Source organism: Massilia timonae, from assembly GCF_001866515.1.
Taxonomy (GTDB): domain Bacteria; phylum Pseudomonadota; class Gammaproteobacteria; order Burkholderiales; family Burkholderiaceae_D; genus Telluria; species Telluria timonae.
On the sequence record NZ_JRYB01000001.1, the window covers coordinates 4,896,792 to 4,916,739 of the forward strand.

Genomic DNA, 19,948 nt, shown 5'->3' on the forward strand with positions numbered 1-19,948 from the left:
TTAAGCCCTTTCGATATTGACCAGGAACGACTTGAACTCAGGCGTCTGGGTATTCGCATCGCCCACGAACGGGGTCAGCGTGTTCACCAGGAAGCCCGGCTTGGTCAAACCGACGAAGCCCCAGTGGTTCGGCAAGCCCACCGTATCCACCTTCATGCCATCGCAGTCGAGCTGCGGAATACGCTTGGTGACGACGCACTTGGCCTTGATGTAGCCGCGCATCGACGACACCTTGACCATGTCGCCATTGGCGATGCCCTTGGCCTTGGCCAGCTCTTCGCCGATCTCCACGAACTGCTCCGGCTGGATGATCGCGTTGCTGCGCACGTTCTTGGTCCAGTAGTGGAAGTGCTCGGTCAGGCGGTAGCTGGTCGCGACGTACGGGTAGTCCTTCGCGGTGCCGAATGCTTCCATATCGCCCTTGAACACGCGCGCCGCTGGGTTGGCACGGGCTTTCGGGTTCTTCGGATGCATCGGGTTGACCGGGAACGGCGACTCGAACGGCTCGTAGTGCTCCGGCAGCGGGCCTTCGGCCATGCCGGTCGGCGCGAACATGCGGGCCACGCCTTCGGCCGTCATGATGAACGGCTGCACGCGGTCCTCGTCGCCCGGATTGGCGTCGGGACGCATGTCCGGAATGTCCGAACCGGTCCAGCTGGTGCCGTTCCATGCGATCAGGTTGCGATGCGGGTTCCACGGCTTGCCGGTCTTCGGATCGGCCGAGGCGCCGTTGTACAGCACGCGGCGGTTCGCAGGCCATGCCCAGGCCCAGCCCAGCGTGTTACCCACGCCATACGGGTCGGCGTTGTCGCGGTTGGCCATCTGGTTGCCGGCCTCGGTCCAGGCGCCGGCATAGATCCAGCAGCCGCTGGCGGTGGTGCCATCGTCGCGCAGGATGCCGAAGCCCGGCACCTGCTGGCCCTTCTTGAGCAGCAGCTTGGACGGATCCTTCGGATCGTACAGGTCGACCAGCGCCTTGCCGTTGAACTCCTTGGCGAGTTCTTCAGCCGACGGGCTGTGCGGGATCTTGTACGGCCAGGCCAGGTTCACCATCGCGTCAGGGAAGGCGCCGCCATCCTTGATGTAGGCGTTCTTCATGCGGGTGAACAGGTCGGCGATGATCTCGATGTCCGGCTTCGATTCCCACGGCGCTTCGGCGCCCTTCCAGTGCCACTGCAGCCAGCGCGACGAGTTCGACAGCGAACCGTCTTCCTCGGCGAAGCAGGTGGTCGGCAGGCGGAACACGGTGGTCTGGATCGCCGCGCTGTCGACGTCGTTCGACTCGCCGTGGTTCTTCCAGAACTCCGACGTTTCCGTGTTCAGCGGGTCCATCGTCACCAGGAACTTCAGCTTCGACAGGCCGGCGATGATCTTCTTCTTGTTAGGGAAGGAACCGACAGGATTGAAACCCTGGCAGATATAGCCGTTCATCTTGCCCTGGCCCATCAGTTCGAAGGCCTGCAGCACGTCGTACAGCTTGTCGATCTTCGGCAGGTAGTCGAAGGCCCAGTTGTTTTCTGCGGTCGCGGCATCGCCCCACCAGGCTTTTTGCAGGCTGACGAAGAACTTCGGATAGTTCTGCCAGTAGCTCATCTGGTTCGGACGCAGCGGCTTGAGCGCGCGCGGCTTGTAGTAGGTCTCCAGATCCTGCTCGTTGTCGGTCGGCAGGGACAGGTAGCCCGGCAGCGAGTTCGACAGCAGGCCCAGGTCGGTCAGGCCCTGGATGTTGGAGTGGCCGCGCAGTGCGTTCAGGCCACCGCCGGCGACGCCGACGTTACCCAGCAGCAGCTGCATGATGGCGCCGGTACGGATGATCTGGCTGCCCTGGCTGTGTTGGGTCCAGCCCAGCGCATACATGATCGTCATGGCGCGGCCCGGCACGGCGGTCGACGAGATGTACTCGCAGACTTTCAGGAATTGCTTGACCGGGGTGCCGGTGATCTTGCTGACTTGCTCAGGGGTGTAGCGCGAGTAATGGCGCTTCATCACCTGCAGGACGCAATTCGGGTCTTGCATGGTCGGATCGACCTTGGCGTAACCGTCTTCGCCCATGGCGTAGCCCCACGACTTGTTGTCGTAGCGGCGCTTGGTCTCGTCGTAGCCCGAGAACAGGCCGTCCTCGAACTGGAAGTCGGGACCGACGATGAACGACGCATTGGTGTAGCTCCGGACGTATTCGGTCTGGATCTTGTCGTTGCTCAGCAGATAGTTGATGACGCCGCCCAGGAAGGCGATGTCGGAGCCAGCGCGGATCGGCGCGTAATAGTCGCTCATGGCGGCCGAACGCGTGAAGCGCGGGTCGACCACGACCAGCTTGGCTTTATTGTGATGCTTGGCTTCGATCACCCACTTGAAACCGCATGGGTGAGCTTCGGCGGCATTGCCGCCCATAATCAGTACTACATCGGCATTCTTGATGTCAACCCAATGGTTGGTCATCGCGCCACGTCCGAACGTCGGGGCCAGACCGGCCACCGTAGGTCCGTGTCAAACGCGAGCCTGGTTATCGAAGACGAGCATGCCCATCGAACGCATCGCTTTGTGCGTGATGTAGCCCGTTTCGTTGCTCGCCGCGGACGCACACAGCATACCGGTGCTGGTCCAGCGGTTGACGAGTTTGCCTTCGGCGTTGTTGACCACGAAGTTGGCGTCGCGGTCGTCCTTCATCAACTTGGCGATGCGCGACATCGCTTCGTCCCAGGACACGCGCTTCCATTCCTTGCTGCCAGGCTCGCGCACTTCCGGGTACTTCAGGCGGTTCGGCGAATGCACGAAGTCGAGCAGGCCCGCGCCTTTCGGGCACAGGGTGCCGCGGTTCACCGGATGGTCCGGGTCGCCTTCGATATGGATGATGTCCGAGGTGACGTTCTTTGCGCCGTCGCCGATGCTGTACATCAGCAGGCCGCAGCCCACCGAGCAGTACGGACACGTGTTGCGCGTCTCCTTGGCCTTTGCCAGTTTATAGTGCCGGGTCTCGGCCATTGCCGGCAGCGGCGAAAAGCCGAGCGCGACGATAGTAGACGCGGCCAGTCCCGCCCCGCTCACGCGGAGGAACTGCCTACGATTCATGCCCATCTAGGTTCTCCTACTAGTAATGGATTGCGCACGCCGCAAAAGGATCTGCCGGGGTCTAGGCCCCGGCATCTTTGCCGATCGCGACGTTGCCACGGTCAGTGGCGTGCGCGCCTTGCTACGTCGCCGGTCGTGTTACCTGGCCGGCGGCGTCGTTGCCTGGGTGGCGCCATCGCCACCGGTTGGTTCCGAAGCTCCGCTGTCGCGGGGCTTTTCTGCATCCTGTCCTGCCACCACGCCGCCGATCGCGGTGCCGCCTTCGGCCGGACCGGTGCCCGGGATCGTCGACGGCGACGTGGCCGGCTCGGCCACGATCGCAGCGTGCGGATCGGGGTTCTGTGCGGCGACCGCCGCAGGCGACGCCGGATCGGACGGCGCCGGCGAGGCCTCGACTTCAGGCTTCTTGTTACAAGCCGACAGGGCGAGCACGGCGGCCAACACGCCAGCGCTCAGCAGGGTGCGATTCTTGAAATACATGTTATGGTGCATTGCAATATCCGTTGACTTTGAGATATATGAGAAATATATATGAAACGATGAGCTCTACAAATAAGTATTTTACGCAATGTATACAATTTCTGCGTGACATTAGGTGAGAATTGTCCCGCGATTGTCGTGCTAACCTCAGCGCGCCCGCTAATGTAAAGACGCCTCGCCGCCATCGCCCTTGCGCGCGGCGCGCCGGCGCGCCGCGGACGGCAGGTCCGCCTGCGGCCGTTCGCCCTCGTGTGCGCCGGCCGGTGACGCCGTCCTTGCGGCGACATCGAGCAGGCGCGTCTCGCCCAGCCGCCACCCCTCCTCTCCCATGCGCAGCAGGGTGCGCCCCTTCATCCGCACCAGTTGGCCCTCCACCTCGGCTTCGCTCGCATGCCAGCGCAGGCTGGCCCGGGCCGCGCCTTCGATCGTGATCACGTCCGGCGCCACCAGGCCGCCGGCCATGCGCGCATGCCCCGGCAGATACGGCATGGCCTGGGCCAGGCGCTCGCTCGGCCTGGCTCCCATCATGCCCACCTGTTCGGCCAGCGCCTGCCACAGCGCGTCGGATTGCGCGCGTAGCGCCAGGTAGCGCCGGACCTGCTCGCGTCCGTGCGCCAGCAAGGCCTGGGCCAGCTGCGGGTCACGGTCGAACTTCGAGAACAGTCCCAGCTCCTTGCGCACTGCGGCGCCGACCGCCTCGCCGTCGAGCACGATGCGCACCACCTCGATCGGCTTGTCGTGGGGACGCGAGCGCTGGCCCGGATCGTCCAGCCGCCCGTTCACGGCTTCGATGAAGGCCACTTCCTGGTTCAGCGACAGGTTGCCGGACAGGGTGTCGCGACGATGCCACAGTTCGTCGCCCGACTGGGCGTTGCCCGGGCCAGCGACCTTGCCGCTGAAGTCGTAGCGGTCCTGGTTGATCTGCAGGATCCACAGTCCGTCCGGCTTCTTGGCCGGATCCACGCCCGACGAGATGAAATTCTTGATCGGCGGGTTTTGCGAGAACAGGCCGTCCCAGCACGCCATGCGGCGCGGCTCGTCGGTTTCGGGGTCGAGCGCCTGGATCGATTGCGCCATGAAGACCCACGGCAGCGAGGCCGAGGCCACCACCGCGTCGAGGGTGATGCCGGCGTCGATCGGCGCGCGCTCCGAGCTGAAGGCAACGAAGGCGCCGCTGTCGATGTCCACCGCGCCGACCAGCAATTGCGGCAGCGCCCGGGCGGCGTCGCGCACCGCCTGCGCCAGGCGGCCCAGGGCGTCCGCCTCGAAGCGCAGCTCGGGCAGCTCGAGGGTCTCGAAGGTGGTGCGCAGCAAGGTGCCCGGCGCCAGCCGGTGCGCCCGCGACCAGGCCGCGATCCAGCCGCTGGACGCCAGCCGCGCCCGCAGGTCGTGCTCGATCGCGGCCTGGCGCGCCTGCAGCCGTTCGCGCTCGCGCGCGCTATCGGCCATGCGTTCCTCGAGGGCGATCGCCTGCCAGCGTTTGATTTCTTGCGGAATGCTGCAAAAGTCGCCGATGGCCCCGACCAGGTCGAAGTCGACGTGCGGCGCGATCGACTCGCGCAGCTGGAAGTAATGACCGCGGATCCAGCCGCCCAGCGGCGGATACATCGTGGTCAGCATCGGCCAGGTGGCGGTGGCGAAGCGCTCGATCTCGCGCAGCGGCGACAGGTAGGGACTCAGCTTCAGGTCGACCTGGGTCAGGCCGCCGACCCACTGGCCGATGTCGTTCAGCAGGCGTTCACCGGGCGCGCTGGCGCAGTTCGCATCCCAGAAGCGCTCGAGCCCGGCCCTGGCGGCCTCGGGGCCGCCCAGCAGGTAGCCATACCAGGCCAGCAAGGCGCTGATGGCGCCGCCCGAAGTGCCGCTGATGCCGGTCAGCTGCAAGATGTCGGCAGCCCCGTCCGCCAGCGCCCGCCCGCGCGCGGACGCCAGCTCGGCATTGCGAAACTGCGGCAGCAGCACCGGCAAGGCGCCGGCGGCATAGGCCGCGTGGCTGCCGCCGCCCTGGCAGGCGATGGCGATGTTTTTGATAGGCATGATCTCCTCCCTCGTCCAGATCGACAATCGAGGCAGGCATTCGCCCATGGATGAAGTGCCAGGCACCGGTAAACGCCGGCCTGTCGCTTTTAGGCAGTTGGCGGCGCGCACAGTTCCATGTCCGGCCCGGCGCCAGCCCGGAAACGTCGCGTCATGATAACGATTTCATCAAAACCGCAACGTTATCAATAAATATTTACGACAAGCCCATTCAGCCAATGATTGCGCCTAACATTAGGTGTTATATTTACTGACAGATTGCGCGATTGCCATCGTCCGGCGGTCGCCGATCCCGGCAGCACCAGATAAGGGACCCCATAGATGGGTTCTTCAAACAAAGACGGAGACACAATATGAGACAGTTGAACAAGTCGGCCATTGCCGTGGGCGTCGCACATCTGTGCTGCTTGTCCGCGGCTTTTGCTCAGCAAGCAGCGCCAGCGGCGAGCGCCGCTCCCCAGGTGGTCACGGTCACCGGCCAGCGCGCCGCCCTCGACAGCGCCCAGCAGCTCAAGAAGAACTCGGACGAAGTGGTCGATTCGATCGTCGCCGAAGACATCGGCAAGCTGCCCGACAAGTCCATCACCGAAGTGCTGCAGCGCATTCCCGGCGTGACCATCGACCGCACCATGTCGCGCGCCGACCCCGAGCACTTCTCGGTCGAAGGTTCGGGCGTGTCGATCCGTGGCCTGAGCTGGGTGCGCTCGGAGCTGAACGGCCGCGATTCGTTCTCGTCGACCGGCGGCCGGGCCCTGAATTTCGAGGACGTGCCGCCCGAGCTGATGGCCGGCGTCGACGTCTACAAGAACCCGTCGGCCGAGCAGATCGAGGGCGGCATCTCGGGCCTGGTCAACCTGCGCACCGCCCTGCCCTTCGACATCAAGGGCCAGCGCATCTCGGGCAGCATCGAAGGCACCTACTCCGAGCTCAAGAAAGGCAAGACCCACCCCGCCGGCTCCCTGCTGTACTCGAACCGCTGGCAGACCGGCATCGGCGAGATCGGCGCGCTGGTCAACTTCGCCAGTTCGCGCAGCGTGACCCGCACCGACGCCTTCCAGGTCGAGCCGTATTACCCGGTCGCCGGCGCCGAACCCGGCCGCACCGTCTGGATCCCCAAGGGAGCGCAATGGCGCACGCTGGACTTCGACCGCAAGCGCCAGGGCGCCTATGGCGCGCTGCAGTGGAAGAAGGACAATACCCTCAAGAGCCACCTGACCTGGTTCCGCTCCAAATACGATATGCGCTGGGACGAGAACGCGCTGTTCTCGGCCGAGGGCACCCCGACCAACCTGCGCGTGACCAACGGCGTGTATGACGCCAACGGCGCCTTCCTGAGCGGGACCATCACCAACCCGACCGCCGGCAGCATCGAGTACGCCAACAATGCGCGCACCGCGACGCGCGACTCGGTCACCACCGACATCGCCTGGAACGTCGAATGGAAGCCCTCCAGCAACTGGACCTTCACCTCCGACTTCCAGCACGTGAAGGCGCGCTCGGAAGGCTTCGATTCGACGGTGGCCCTCGGCACCCTGATGCCGGAACTGAACCTCGACGTCACGGGCCCGCTGCCGCGCATCACGTTCAGCCCGGCGCAGGCCGCGGCGATGAGCGATCCGAATAACTTCTTCTGGGCCTTCTCGCAAGAGCACCTGGACCGCAGCGTGGCCGAGCAGAAGGCGTGGAAAGGCGACGTCAAGTACGACTTCGACCACCCGGTGCTGCGCGACCTGCGGGTCGGCGTGCGCCTGACCGACCGTGACGCCAAGACCATCAATTCGAACCCCAACTACCACTGGGTCGGCATCTCGCAGCGCTGGATGATGCCGTGGCAGATCAACAACCTGGCCTACCTGAGCGACCCGCGCTTCCAGGCGCCGACCACGGTCAACCAGTTCAACAACTTCTTCAACGGCGACGCCAGCGTCCCGGCGATCATCTTCCCGGCGGCGTCGGTCACGGCCGGCTTCCCCGGCAGCTATGCCCAGCTGCACAGCTTCCACGACATCCTGTGCGCCGAAGCCGGCAACAGCTGCACGCCATGGGCCCCGGCCGCCTTCGGCGAAGCCAACCCGTCGGGCGACAACGAGCAGGCGGAAAAGACCAAGGCGATCTATGGCCAGCTGCGCTTTGCCTTCGACGACCTGCGCTTCCCCATCGACGGCAACGTCGGGCTGCGCTACGTGAAGACCGAATCCGATTCGTACGGCTACACCGTGTACAACTCGACCTTCATCGTTCCGCCGGGCGGCACCACCGGCCTGCCGGTGCCGGTGATCGCGCCGTTCGCCGGCCGCGAGGACTATGAGAACAGCTACCACAACTGGCTGCCGAGCCTGAACCTGCGGCTGAAGGCCAGCGACGAGCTGCAGTTCCGCTTCGCCATCGGCAAGGGCATGTCGCGGCCGAACTTCGACCAGCTGCAGGCCTATACCACCCTGAGCCAGAACGTCAGCAGCACGACCACCGGCACCGGCGCCGGGCAGGTCACCAACGTCACCTCGGTCGGCCATACCGGCGAGGCGATCGGCAATCCCATGCTGCGTCCGGTCACCTCGCGCAATATCGACCTCACCGCCGAATGGTATTTCGCCAAGGCCGGCTCGCTCACCGTCGGCCTGTTCGACAAACGCCTGCGCGACATCATCATCAAGCAGAGCCAGTCTTATCAATTGACCGACTCGGCCGGACGTGCAATCGATTTCACCGTCGCCACGCCGGTGAACGGCGCGCGCGGCAGCGCCCGCGGGGTCGAAGTCGCCTACCAGCAGTACTTCGACCGCCTGCCGGGCTGGCTCGCGGGCTTCGGGGTGCAGGCCAACTACACCCACGTCAAGACCAAGCGCGACCTGTACAGCCCGGTGTTCTCGCCGTGGTGCACGGCCGGCAACAACGCCGCCAACCTCAACCTGAACCTGAACGGTTGCGATACCGACGGCCGCACCTTCGGCGACTTGCCGCTGGAATACATGTCGCGCAACTCGTATAACCTGGCGCTGCTGTACGACCGCGGTCCATGGTCGGCGCGCCTGGCGTGGAGCTGGCGTTCCAAGAGCCTGCTGGGCAATAACAACAACGGCACCAACGGCACCAATGGCGTCGACACCAATCCGGACAGCCCGACCTTCGGCCAGAACGTGGTGGCCTGGGGCTTGCCGATCTGGGCCGACGACTACGGCCAGCTCGACGGCGGCGTCAGCTACAAGTTCAACGACAACTACCGCATCGACTTCCAGGCCCAGAACCTGACCGACGCCAAGTACAAGCAGATCATGACCCATCACGTCGGCGACAAGGGCCGCGCGTGGTTCGTGACGGGGCCGCGCTACAGCGTGCGTCTCGGCGTGACGTTCTGAGGTCGCGAACCGGCCACGCTTCCGTCCAGGGCGGCGCGGCCATCAAACAAGAACACAAGGAGACAAGAGTATGCAGCATGCTTTGCCGAACGCCCGCTGGGCCATTGCCCTCGCCGCCGCCTGCGCCGTCCAGTGCGCGCAAGCCGCACCCGACGCCGCCCAGCAACGGGCGGCCAAGCTGGTGAGCCAGATGACCATCGACGAAAAGATCGGCATGGTGTTCGGCCAGTTCGGCGCCGAATTCCAGGGCAAGCAGCCCCCTGGCGAGGCGCTGGTGCAGTCGGCCGGCTATATCAAGGGCATCGAGCGCCTGGGCATCACGCCGCAGTGGCTGACCGACGCCGGCATCGGCGTCGCCTCGCAGCCGGGCAAGCAGACCCGCGAGCGCACCTCGCTGCCGGCGGGGATCGCCACCGCCGCCACCTGGAACCCGGCGCTGGCCTACAAGGGCGCGGCCATGATCGGCAAGGAGGCGCGCCTGTCGGGCTTCAACGTGATGCTGGGTGGGAGCGTCAACCTGGCGCGCGAGCCGCGCAACGGCCGCAACTTCGAATACACCGGGGAAGACCCGCTGCTGGCCGGGATCATGGCCGGCGAGCAGATTCGCGGCGTGCAGTCGAACCACGTGATCTCGACCGTCAAGCACTATGCCTACAACGACCAGGAAACGGGCCGCAACCACCTGAACGTCAAGATCCAGGACGCCGCCGGGCGCATGTCCGACCTGCTGGCCTTCCAGATCGCCATCGAACGCGGCAACCCGGGCGCCGTCATGTGCTCGTACAACCGCATCGGCGGCGTGTACGGCTGCGAGAACGACCACCTGCTGAACAAGGTGCTCAAGCGCGACTGGGCCTATCAAGGCTATGTGATGTCGGACTGGGGCGCCGTGCATTCGACCATCCCGGCGGCGCTGGCGGGGCTGGACCAGCAGTCCGGCTACCCCTTCGACAAGTCGCCCTACTTCGACGGCGCCCTCAAGGAAGCGGTGCAGAACGGCCACGTGCCCGAGCAGCGCCTGGACGACATGGTGGCGCGCATCCTGTGGGCGATGGGCACGCATGGCGTGCTGGACCACCCGGTCAAGGTGCGCGACAAGGAGATCGACTACAGCGCCCACGCCCGCATCTCGCAGGAAGACGCCGAGGAAGGCATCGTCCTGCTCAAGAACGCGGGCAATGTACTGCCGCTGGCCCCGGGCTTGAAGCGCATCGCCGTCGTCGGCGGCCATGCCAACAAGGGCGTGCTGTCCGGCGGCGGCTCGGCCCAGGTCTATCCGCGCGGCGGCATGGCGGTGCCGAACGAGGGACCGCAGGCCTGGCCGGGGCCGATGGTCTATCTGCCCGGTTCGCCGATGCAGGCGCTGGCCCGGCGCAGCAAGGCGAAGCTCGACTGGCATGACGGCAAGGATGCCGCAGCCGCCGCGAAAGTCGCCGCCGGCGCCGACCTTGTGCTGGTTTTCGCGACCCAGTGGACCTCGGAGGCGAACGACGTGCCGAACCTGTCGCTGCCGAACGCCCAGGACGCGCTGATCGCCGCCGTGGCCAAGGCCAATCCGCGCACGGTGGTGGTGCTGCAGACCGGGACCCCGGTGACGATGCCGTGGATCGATCAGGTGGCGGGCGTGGTCCAGGCCTGGTATCCGGGCACGAACGGCGGCGAAGCGATCGCGCGCGTGCTGAGCGGCGAAGTCGACGCCTCGGGACGCCTGCCGCAGACTTTCCCGCTGTCCGAGAACCAGCTGCCGCGGCCCAAGCTCGACGGCCTCGACCTGCCCAAGGACAGCCGCTTCGACGTCGACTACGACATCGAGGGCGCGGCGGTCGGCTACAAATGGTTCGACCTGAAGGGCCACAAGCCGCTGTTCGCCTTCGGCCACGGCCTGTCGTACACCAGCTTCACCCACACCAACCTCAAGGCCGAGGCGGCAGACGGCGGCATCCAGGTGAGCTTCGACACCCTGAACAGCGGCGCGCGCGCCGGCAAGGCCGTCCCACAAGTCTACGTGTCAAAGGTCGGCGCCGGCTGGGAAGCCCCCAAGCGGCTGGGCGGCTGGGACAAGCTGGCCCTGAACGCCGGCGAGCGGCGCGCCACCAAGATCGCGCTCGATCCGCGCACGCTGGCGGTGTTCGATGCCGGGTCGAACAGCTGGAAGATCGCGGCCGGCGACTACCGCGTGATCCTCGCCACGGCGGCCGACGCCCCGGTGCAGGAAGTGACCGTGCGCCTGCCGGCGCGCGAGTTCGCGGCCGGCGCACGCTGACGGCGCGCCATGCACGCCTTCCGACAGCGGGCGCTGCTGGCCTTCCTGGCGCTGCTCGCGCTCAGCCTGGTGCTGGGCATTGCCGGCTACCGGCGCAGCTTACCCGAAGTCGCGCTCCTGAGCGGCCCGGGCGACGGCCAGGCGGCCTGGCGCGTCCGCCCGGACGTCGACGCCTCGGCCGGCGGCGCCTCCAGCGTGCGGGTGCTCGACGACGGCCGCCGCCTGCGCATCGCGCTGAACGTCGCCAGCGGCACGGCCTATCCGTACGCCGAAGCCAATCTGTTCTTCCTGGGCCCGAGCGGCGAGCCGGCGCACGCCGACCTGACGCGTTACGCATCGGTGTCGTTCATCGCCACCTGCGCGCCGAAGAATACCCTGTCGCTGGTGGCGCCGACCTTCGAGGAAGGGTTGTCGCGGCGCGGCGACCCGGCCAGCTACCGCGCGCCCTCGAGCTTCTTTTCCTGCAGCGAGCAAGGCAGCCGGATCGAACTCGACCTGACGCGCATGGAGACGCCGCAATGGTGGTTCGCCCAGGCGGGGCTACCGCTGTCGCGCCAATCCTACCGCCTGGACCAGGTGCCCAAGCTGGCCATCGGCAGCACCTTCCAGACGCCGCGCGACGTGCCGCTGGTGGTCGACGTCAGCAGCCTGACCCTGCATGGGCGCGACCTGCGCTGGATCCTCGCGCCCGGCGTGGCCCTGCTGCTGGCCTGGGCCGGCTTCGGCCTGTGGCTGTTCCGTGCGCATGCGCGGGCGCTGCGCCTCGAGCTGCAGGACAAGCTGCAGAAGGACTTGCCGATCGTGGCCTACCAGCAGCTGTCGCTCGAACTCCCGCTCGCGCCGCGGCGCGACCGCGAGAAAGCGGCCATCCTGCAGGCGATGGCGAGCCGCTATGCCGAGGCCGACCTGGACCTGGACGCCGTGGTCCAGGCGGCCGGCGTCAACCGCAACAAGGTCAACGAGATCCTCAAGGCCGAACTGGGCTTCACATTCACCGGCTACCTGAACAAGCTGCGCCTGGCCGAGGCGGCGCGGCTGCTGGCCGAGAAGGGATCGGCCACGGTCTCCGAGGTCGCCTACACGGTCGGCTACAACAACGCCTCTTACTTCAACAAGCTTTTCAAGGAGGAGTATGGGTGCACGCCGAAGGCGTTCCGCGCCTCGCTGGCCGGCGCCCCGGGCATGGCGCCTGAACCTGACACGTCCGGCACGATTGCTTCAACTATCCGCATGGCGCATGCCATGGCGGGTGGCGCACCGTATGCTGGCGCTTCACCAGGCTCACCACGGGAATTCGATCCATGAGACACACGCCACTCGCCCGGGCCTTGCTGGCCGCGGCGCTCATCTTGCCTCTCGGCGCGCTCGCGCAGCAGCGCAGCATCGACGTCGACGTCACCCAGGTCCAGGGCAAGCTCGATCGCATGTTCAACCTGTCGGTCGGCGCCGGGCGCGCCAACGAAGGCTTGCGCGCCGACTGGCAGCAGCAACTGGCCGAGATCCGGCGCGACGCGGGCTTTCGCTACATCCGCTTCCACGGCCTCCTGACCGACGACATGGGCGTGTACAAGATCGACGCCCAGGGCAAGGAACAGTACAACTTCCAGTACATCGATGCGTTGTTCGACTACCTGCTCTCGATCGGCATCAAGCCCTTCGTCGAACTGGGCTTCATGCCGAATGCCATGGCCAGCGGGACAAAGACTATCTTCTGGTGGCGCGGCAACGTCACGCCGCCGCGCGACTACGGCCAGTGGGAGCGCCTGATCGAGGCCCTGACGCGGCATTGGACCGAGCGCTATGGCAAGGAGGAAGTCGCGAGCTGGTACTTCGAAGTGTGGAACGAACCGAACCTGGACGGCTTCTGGGCCGGCACCCAGGACGAGTACTTCCGGCTGTACGCCCACGCGGCGCGCGCCATCAAGCGTGTCGATTCCTCCTACCGGGTCGGCGGCCCGGCCACGGCCGGCGCGGCCTGGATTCCAGAAATGATCGCCTACGCCAACCAGAACAAGGTGCCGCTCGACTTCGTCAGCACCCATTCGTATGGCGTCGGTGAAGGCTACCTGGACGAATTCGGCACCAAGGGCACGGTCCTGAGCCGCGACGACATGGCGGTGGCCAGCGACGTGCTCAAGAACCGCAGGGAGATCGCGGCCTCGGGCATGCCGAAGCTCGAGCTGCACTATACCGAATGGAGTTCGTCGTACACGCCGGCCGACCCGACCCACGACAGCTATCACCAGGCCGCCTACATCCTGAAAAAGCTCAAGCAGAGCAGCGGCGCGGTGCAATCGATGTCGTACTGGGTGTTCACCGATATCTTCGAAGAGCCCGGTCCGCGCTTCGAGGCCTTCCACGGCGGCTTCGGGCTGATGAACACGCAGGGCATCAAGAAGCCGGCCTATTTCGCCTACCAGTTCCTGAACCAGCTCGGCCACACGGAGCTCAAGAATGCGGACAAGGATTCCTGGGCGACCGTCGACGACAAAGGCAATGCCCAGGTCCTGCTATGGGACGTGACCCAGACGCTGCCCGACAAGGTCAACAACCAGCAGTTCTACATCAAGGACTTGCCGCCGAAGGCCAAGGGCCAGGTCGCCGTGACGCTGCGCGGCCTGAAGCCGGGCGCCTACGCGCTGACGGTGTCGCAGGTCGGCTACAAGCAGAACGACGCCTTCACCGCCTATATCGGCATGGGCTCGCCAAAGCAGTTGACCCGGCAGCAGGTCGCCACGCTCAAGGCGCAAGCCACCGGCATGCCGTCGCAGCAGAAGACGGTCACCGTCGGCGCCGATGGCCGCCTGGCCACCAGCCTGCCGCTACGCGAGAACGACGTCTACCTGCTGCAGTTCGCTCCAGCGAAATGATGGGTCAGCCTTTCGCCAGGATGGCGGCGATCGCCGCATCGGCGCGTTTGTAGAAGGCCGGCCATTCCTGGTCATAGCTTGCCCGCGCCTTTTGCGTGAGCGCGCTTCGCGAGGTGAACATGTGCAGCACGCTGCCGTCGCGCTGGACGACGACCTCGGGCGTGACGATCTCTGACTCGATGACCTTCTCGCCAGGGTTCTTCACGATCGGCGCGAAACGGTTGGGCACTTCATAGACCTGGACCCGGCCGTCCGCCCCCTGCTTGACGTGGATGATCTTGGTCTCACCCGGTCCCATCGCGTCGCGCAGCCGCACCACGCCGGCATGCGCCTCGCGCGCGGCGCGGACATCGAAGCCTCTTTGCAGCATGTCGACCACGACGCCGAAACCGCCAAGGTATTTCCCGATGGCCGGGTCGATCGGTTGCGGCCGCTGGAGGCCTTGCCACGCCATGCCGAGCATGTCGACGACGGTCGCGCTATCGAGACCGGCCGCAACGACGGCCGCCGGAGCCTTCGCCAGGTCGGGCGCGGGAGCGGAAGTGTCTGCCGGCTCGGTGGGCGCTGTCTGACCGGCCCCGCCAGGCCCGCCAGGTCCGCCATCGGGGATGCGCGGGGATGTTTCCGGACCGCCGGCGGTATTGCTTGATGACTGCTGCCCAGGCTTTCCGCCCGCATTGGCCGTTGACTGCGGCCACCAATCGAATGCTGCGCAACCCGACAGCCCGAGGATCGAGCCGACGAGCATTGTGCGCGCCAAGAGCAATTTCATCGCGACCTCCCTGAATCTGCGTCGATAGAGAGCGTATGATGACGCGCACCGCGAGCGGCTTTTTATATCTATAACAAGCCGCAGACCGGTTAGCCCGTCCTCGCCGTGAAGCATTGGCGTCGATGTACGGCTACGTTAGAATCGTGCAACGCTGATCGCTCCAATCCAGCGTTCACTGATCACGCAACATTACGGGAAAAAATATGGCAAAGAAGGAAGAAGAACTGGACGAAGAAACCTTGGCGTTCATCGGGTGGTGCATCGAAGTGGAAGGTTTCCTGGTCGCCGGTGGCGCCACCGTCAAGCAGGCCCAGGATCACATCGAAGAACAGATCGAGTGGTTCACCGACCAGTTCTACGATTCGCTGACGCCCGAAGAGGCGGCGAAGGAAGCGCTGGCCTGAACCCGGTTCAGCGCGGGTAGGTGAAGCCGGTGCGGATATCCATCGGCGCCAGGCTGTCCCGGGTGCGCACCATCAGGCGCTGCGGCGGCTCCTCGCCGGCCAGGGCGCCGGGCGCGAACGGCAAGCCTTCGGCCTTGCGCACCAGCGCGTCGCAGCGCTCGTAGACGTTGGGGCAGCCGGTGGCGGCCAGCAGCGCCTGCACCACCGGCACCTTCCACAGGTCGACGCCGCCGGCGTTGAACTGGCAGACCAGGTAGCCGTCCGGGCCGCCATAGCCCTGCACCACCAGGCCGGGCAGGCCATCCTTTTCCCCGTCGACCAGCTGGACCAGCGCATCCGGTCCGACCGCGCGCCAGGTGTCAAGCCGCCGTTCGATGGCGGCCTGCACCCGGCGCTTGATGAGCGCATGGTCGACCGCTTCATCTTCGCGCAAGGTCCAGACGCGGGCCGCGATCTGCGACCTGGCGTTGTAGGCGGCGCGCGCCAGGAAGCGGCGCGACGACGACTGCACCAGCGCCGTCACGCCGATCTTGTTGCGCTCGTGCGGCTTGCCGTCGACTTTGTCGATCGCGGACTGGTAGATCCAGGGGTCGCCGGCAAGGATCGCTTGTTCCTTGCCCTGCTTGATGGTGATGATGAGCATGTGCGGCTTTCGTAACGAAGCCCGGCATGATACAGCACCGCCCTACCACCCCACTCTTTGGCGCACGAAAGCGGTCAGCAAGTCCGCGTTCGCCTGGTGCTGCGCCACGCGCGGGTGCTTGCCATAACCCGTGAACGGAAAGAACAGCGTGTCGATGCGCGCGTCACCGGCCGAGCGCAGGTTCCTGACGGCGGTCTCGACATACCCTGGCCAGGGCGATCCGGCCCTGGTCGCGTCCATGCTGCCGAGCGCGCACACGATATACGCCTTCGGATACAGCGACCTGACGCGCGCGACGAAGGCCTGGTAGGCCGCGATCCGCTGCGCCTCATCGGGCTCGGGCTGCAGCTTGTGGTCGCGGCCGATCAGCCAGCTATCGTTCTGCATCAGGTTCACCACCACCACGTCGGGCGTCCAGCGCGAAAAGTCCCAGCGGCTGTCGTTGTCGCCGACCGCGCTCAGCTGGTCGTAAAAGTCCGGCATCGTGAACGGGAACCAGCTGATCATGATGCCGATGCCGCCCTGCGAGGTGAAATGCGCTTCGGCGCCGAGCTGGCGGGCGGCGATCGCGGCGTAGGACCGATAGTTGTTCTTGTCCTTGCCGTGATGATCCTCGCCATCGTCGGGCGCCTCGTTGCCCATGCCGCTGGTGATGGAATCGCCGAAGAACTCGATCCTCCGGCCCGGCCTGGCCGGCGGCGCCTGCAATGCCGCCTTGTCGTCCAGCGCCAGGCCGAGGAACACGGTGGCGCCCTCCTCGCCCTCGGTGCGCTTGATGAGCAACACCCGATGCACGCCGGGCGCGAGCCCGTTGGCCACGAGGTAGCTCTTCTTCCCCTTGTCGAGCTGCAGGATGATCGGCCGCCCGGTGTCGCCGTCGAGGAAGACGTTGTAGTAGTTCTTGCCGTGCTGGTCGTCGAGGACGATGGACAGCGAGGTGCCGGTGAAGGTGGCCGCCACCGACGTGCCCGGCCAGCTCAGCACCGGCGCGCGGCGGTCGCTGAAATCGATGCGGCCCGTGTACTGCAAGTGCTGGTGGTCGGGCGCGACCGTCTCGAGCGCATGGGCGGGCGCCAGGTGGAGCAGACCGGCCAGGGCCAGGCAGGCCGCGTAAGAGAAGATGTTCATGGGTGTCGACTGAAAATGCCGGGCACGCGCACGTGCCCGGCGGGTAATCACAGCTTGATGCTCACCGGCTTGCCCTCATACACCACCGACTTGTCCGACGCATCCATATCGGTCGCGGTCGACACCCCCGGCTTGATGACGCGCACGCGGAACTCGCGCTTCTCGACCATGCCCTGGTAGCGGCCGACGCGCTCGCCGATCTGCACCACGCCGGCCTTGTCGTCGTAGCTGATCGGGATGCGGCTGGCTTCGCCGCGCTGGTAGGCGTTCGTCACGCCGTCGTCCTCGTACAGCGTCGCCAGGCCATTGGCGCCGGCATACACGAACAGCGTCAGCGGCGCATCGGGCTTCTCGTCCACGTACTGGGTCACGGGACCGGCGGTGATCACCGATCCCGCCTTGACGAACAGCGGCATGCGCTCGCGCGGCGCCTGGATGGTGCGGGTCGCGCCGCCCCGGTGGCGCTCGCCGGTATGGAAGTCGTACCAGTCGGCGCCGGCGGGCAGGTAGACCTGGCGCTGGCGCGCCTTGTACTCGTACACCGGCGCCACCAGGAACGAGGGACCGAACATGTACTGGTCCTTGACGTTCTTGGCCTTGGCGTCGCTCGGGAAGTCCATTGCCAGGCCGCGCATCATGGTGCCCGAGCGGTAATGGGTGTCGGAGGCGATCGTGTAAATATACGGCATCAGGCGGTAGCGCAGCTTCAGCCACCACACCATATTGTCGCGCATGGCGTCGTCGCCGGCGGCGATGTTATAGATCTCGCGCTTGACCACCTCGCCGTGCGAGCGGAACAGCGGCGTGAAGGCGCCGAACTGGAACCAGCGGTGGTTCAGCTCGCGCCACTCTTCCATGTCTTCCGGATTGGCCGCGGCGCGGCTGGTAACGCGGTTTTCCTGGGCCGAGCCGACGTCGCCGCTCTGGAACCGCACTTCCTGGGCATAGCCGCCGATGTCGTGGGTCCAGTTCGGGACGCCCGACATCGACATATTGGTGCCCGACGCGATCTGGTCGTACAGATTGTTCCAGCGCCCCACCGTGTCGCCGCTCCACACCGCCACGCTATTCCTCTGGATGCCGGCAAAGCCCGAGCGCGACAGGATGAACTGGCGCTTGTCGGGCTGGTCGCGCTTGAGGCCATCGATCATGGCGCCCGTGCTCACCAGGCTGTAGGGATTGAAGGTGATCTCGCCGGCGCCGTACACGGTCGGTCCGATCAGCTGCTTGAAGTCTTCCAGCCGGCTGTTCGACAGCACGTCGGGTTCGGTATTGTCCATCCACCATGCGTCGAAGCCCAGGTCGACCAGCTTGGTCTTGAGCTGGCGGTAATAGATCTCGCGCGCCTCCCTGGTGTACGGATCGTAGTGGCTGTTCAGGTAGCCCTTGCCGACCCAATCGCGCGAGCCGTTCTCCACGTTCTTGGTCCACATATAACCTTTCGATGCGAGCTCCTTGTAGTTGTCGGTATTGGCGTAGAACTTGCCCCACACCGACAGCATGATGCGCGCATTCTGCTTGTGGACGGCGTCGACCAGGCCTTTCGGATCAGGGAAGCGGGTCTTGTCAAAGTCGTGCGAGCCCCAGCCATCCTCGGGCCAGTAGAACCAGTCCTGGACGATGTTGTCGAGCGGCCAGCCGCGCTCGCGGTATTCGCCCAGGGCGTCGAGCAGCTGCTGCTGGGTCTCGTAGCGCTGGCGCGACTGCCAGAAGCCGTAGGCCCATTTCGGCATCATCGGCGCCTGGCCGGTCAGGTGGCGGTAGCCGGCGATCGCGCCGTCCATGCTGTCGGCGCTGATCACGTGGTAGTTGATCGCCTCGGCGATCTCGGACGACATGGTCAGCGAATGGCGCTCGGGCGCCGGCAGCGGGTTGTTGTGGGTGATCGCCACCATGCCGCCCGACGGCTTCCATTCCAGGTGCAGCTTGACCGGCTTGTTCTTCTCGAAGCGGACCTCGAAGTTGTGGTACCACGGGTTCCAGCCCATGCGCCACACGTCCATCACTTCCTTGCCGTCCACCGTCAGCCTGGCGTAGTCCGAGGAATAGAGCTGCATCTTGTGCACGCCCGGCTTGTCGCTGCTCATCGTGCCTTCCCACACCACGCGCACGTTCTTGAGGTCCTTGGCCGGCTTGAGCTCCTTGGGCCAGTTCTCGTCCACGTCCTTCAGGTACTGGTAGTCGATGTCCTTTTCCTGGCGCGTCAGCGCCAGCTTGCCGTCGACGTAGTAGCGCGCGGTCAGGCCGGCCTGCTTGCCATCAAGGCTGCGCAAGACCAGGTCGCGCGACATGTGGTCATAGGGCGTGGCGTCGCCGAAGCGCGAGATCGAATTGTTGTCCCACAGGAGGCCATAGCCCTTGTCCGATACCACGAACGGCACGGCGGCGATCATATTGTGCTGGGCCAGCAGCACGTCTTCGCCGTTGTAGTTCATCTGGTTGTTCTGGTGCTGGCCCAGGCCGTAATAGGCATCCTTTGTGCCGTGGTTGAAGCCCTGCTTGATCGCCAGGAAAGGCTTGCCGCCGACGTCGACCGGCTGCATCGACTCGGACGCCTGGGCCAGGAAACGCTTGCCGGCCGCGTCGAAGAACTGGACCTGGCCGTCTTTCAGGGACACGGTGGCCGAGATCTTGCCCGCCTTGAGCTGGACGTTGTCCGTCGCGGGCGTGACCGTGAACGCGCATTTGTCGGCGCACGGCGTCGCCACCGTCATGAGCGAGGGCGTGAGCGTCCTGTTCTCCTCGGCGAGCTTCACGACCTGGATGATGTTGTCGCTCATCAGGTTCAGGCGCACCACCTTGGCGCCGCTATCGGGCCGCACTTCGATGCCGGTGGCGGTCTGTTGAAACGTGCCCGCATGGGCCTGGAGCCCGGAGGCGAGGAACAGCGCCGCGGCTGCCACCTGTGTCATACGCATTTGCATAT

12 protein-coding genes are annotated in these 19,948 nt (G+C 65.7%); 5 read left to right on the forward strand and 7 right to left on the reverse strand.

Annotation, left to right across the window (positions count from 1 at the left end; genetic code table 11):
* The 3 genes from fdnG to LO55_RS20770 all read right to left on the reverse strand — a co-directional run bounded on the left by fdnG (position 1) and on the right by LO55_RS20770 (position 5,586).
* Positions 1–3,075 (reverse strand): formate dehydrogenase-N subunit alpha, encoded by a 3,075-nt coding sequence (gene fdnG / locus LO55_RS20755; RefSeq protein WP_143054585.1) that lies wholly within the window; start codon positions 3,073–3,075, stop codon positions 1–3.
* Between the two features lie 132 nt (positions 3,076–3,207).
* Entirely contained in the window at positions 3,208–3,561 is a 354-nt protein-coding gene (locus tag LO55_RS20765) for a hypothetical protein (protein WP_143054586.1), read from the reverse strand.
* Positions 3,562–3,708: 147 nt separating this feature from the next.
* Positions 3,709–5,586: a patatin-like phospholipase family protein gene (locus LO55_RS20770; RefSeq protein ID WP_071362947.1), complete on the reverse strand. Its 1,878-nt coding sequence runs from the start codon at positions 5,584–5,586 to the stop codon at positions 3,709–3,711.
* Between the two features lie 353 nt (positions 5,587–5,939).
* On the opposite strand from LO55_RS20770, the gene LO55_RS20775 reads away from it, so the two are divergent.
* The 4 genes from LO55_RS20775 to LO55_RS20790 all read left to right on the forward strand — a co-directional run bounded on the left by LO55_RS20775 (position 5,940) and on the right by LO55_RS20790 (position 14,075).
* Positions 5,940–8,942 carry a TonB-dependent receptor gene (locus tag LO55_RS20775; RefSeq protein WP_071362948.1) on the forward strand — a complete coding sequence of 1,001 codons (3,003 nt, stop codon included), beginning with the start codon at positions 5,940–5,942 and terminating at the stop codon, positions 8,940–8,942.
* 70 nt (positions 8,943–9,012) lie between these two features.
* A complete protein-coding gene (locus LO55_RS20780) occupies positions 9,013–11,205 on the forward strand; it encodes a beta-glucosidase family protein (protein ID WP_071362949.1) in 2,193 nt (730 codons plus the stop codon).
* 9 nt (positions 11,206–11,214) lie between these two features.
* Positions 11,215–12,510, forward strand: a complete 1,296-nt coding sequence (locus tag LO55_RS20785; protein WP_071362950.1) for a helix-turn-helix domain-containing protein — start codon at positions 11,215–11,217, stop codon at positions 12,508–12,510.
* Positions 12,507–14,075 carry a GH39 family glycosyl hydrolase gene (locus tag LO55_RS20790; RefSeq protein ID WP_071362951.1) on the forward strand — a complete coding sequence of 523 codons (1,569 nt, stop codon included), beginning with the start codon at positions 12,507–12,509 and terminating at the stop codon, positions 14,073–14,075. The genes LO55_RS20785 and LO55_RS20790 overlap by 4 nt, the downstream gene beginning before the upstream one ends.
* A gap of 4 nt (positions 14,076–14,079) precedes the next feature.
* Here LO55_RS20790 and LO55_RS26515 read toward each other — a convergent pair whose 3' ends face one another.
* Positions 14,080–14,847, reverse strand: a complete 768-nt coding sequence (locus tag LO55_RS26515; protein WP_143054588.1) for a hypothetical protein — start codon at positions 14,845–14,847, stop codon at positions 14,080–14,082.
* 203 nt (positions 14,848–15,050) lie between these two features.
* Between LO55_RS26515 and LO55_RS20800 the strand changes: the two genes are divergently transcribed.
* Positions 15,051–15,251, forward strand: a complete 201-nt coding sequence (locus tag LO55_RS20800; RefSeq protein WP_071362952.1) for a hypothetical protein — start codon at positions 15,051–15,053, stop codon at positions 15,249–15,251.
* A gap of 7 nt (positions 15,252–15,258) precedes the next feature.
* On the opposite strand, the gene LO55_RS20805 is transcribed toward LO55_RS20800, so the two are convergent.
* Genes LO55_RS20805 through LO55_RS20815 form a run of 3 tightly spaced genes read right to left on the reverse strand, consistent with a single transcriptional unit; the run spans position 15,259 to position 19,940 of the window.
* Positions 15,259–15,894, reverse strand: coding sequence for a class I SAM-dependent rRNA methyltransferase (locus LO55_RS20805; protein ID WP_005671042.1), 636 nt, complete (start codon positions 15,892–15,894; stop codon positions 15,259–15,261).
* 42 nt (positions 15,895–15,936) lie between these two features.
* Positions 15,937–17,022 (reverse strand): SGNH/GDSL hydrolase family protein, encoded by a 1,086-nt coding sequence (locus LO55_RS20810; protein WP_083415484.1) that lies wholly within the window; start codon positions 17,020–17,022, stop codon positions 15,937–15,939.
* Between the two features lie 47 nt (positions 17,023–17,069).
* The gene (locus tag LO55_RS20815; RefSeq protein ID WP_083415485.1) at positions 17,070–19,940 is read right to left on the reverse strand and encodes a glycoside hydrolase family 31 protein; all 2,871 of its coding nucleotides are present in this window, start codon (positions 19,938–19,940) and stop codon (positions 17,070–17,072) included.
* Positions 19,941–19,948 lie beyond the last annotated feature (8 nt).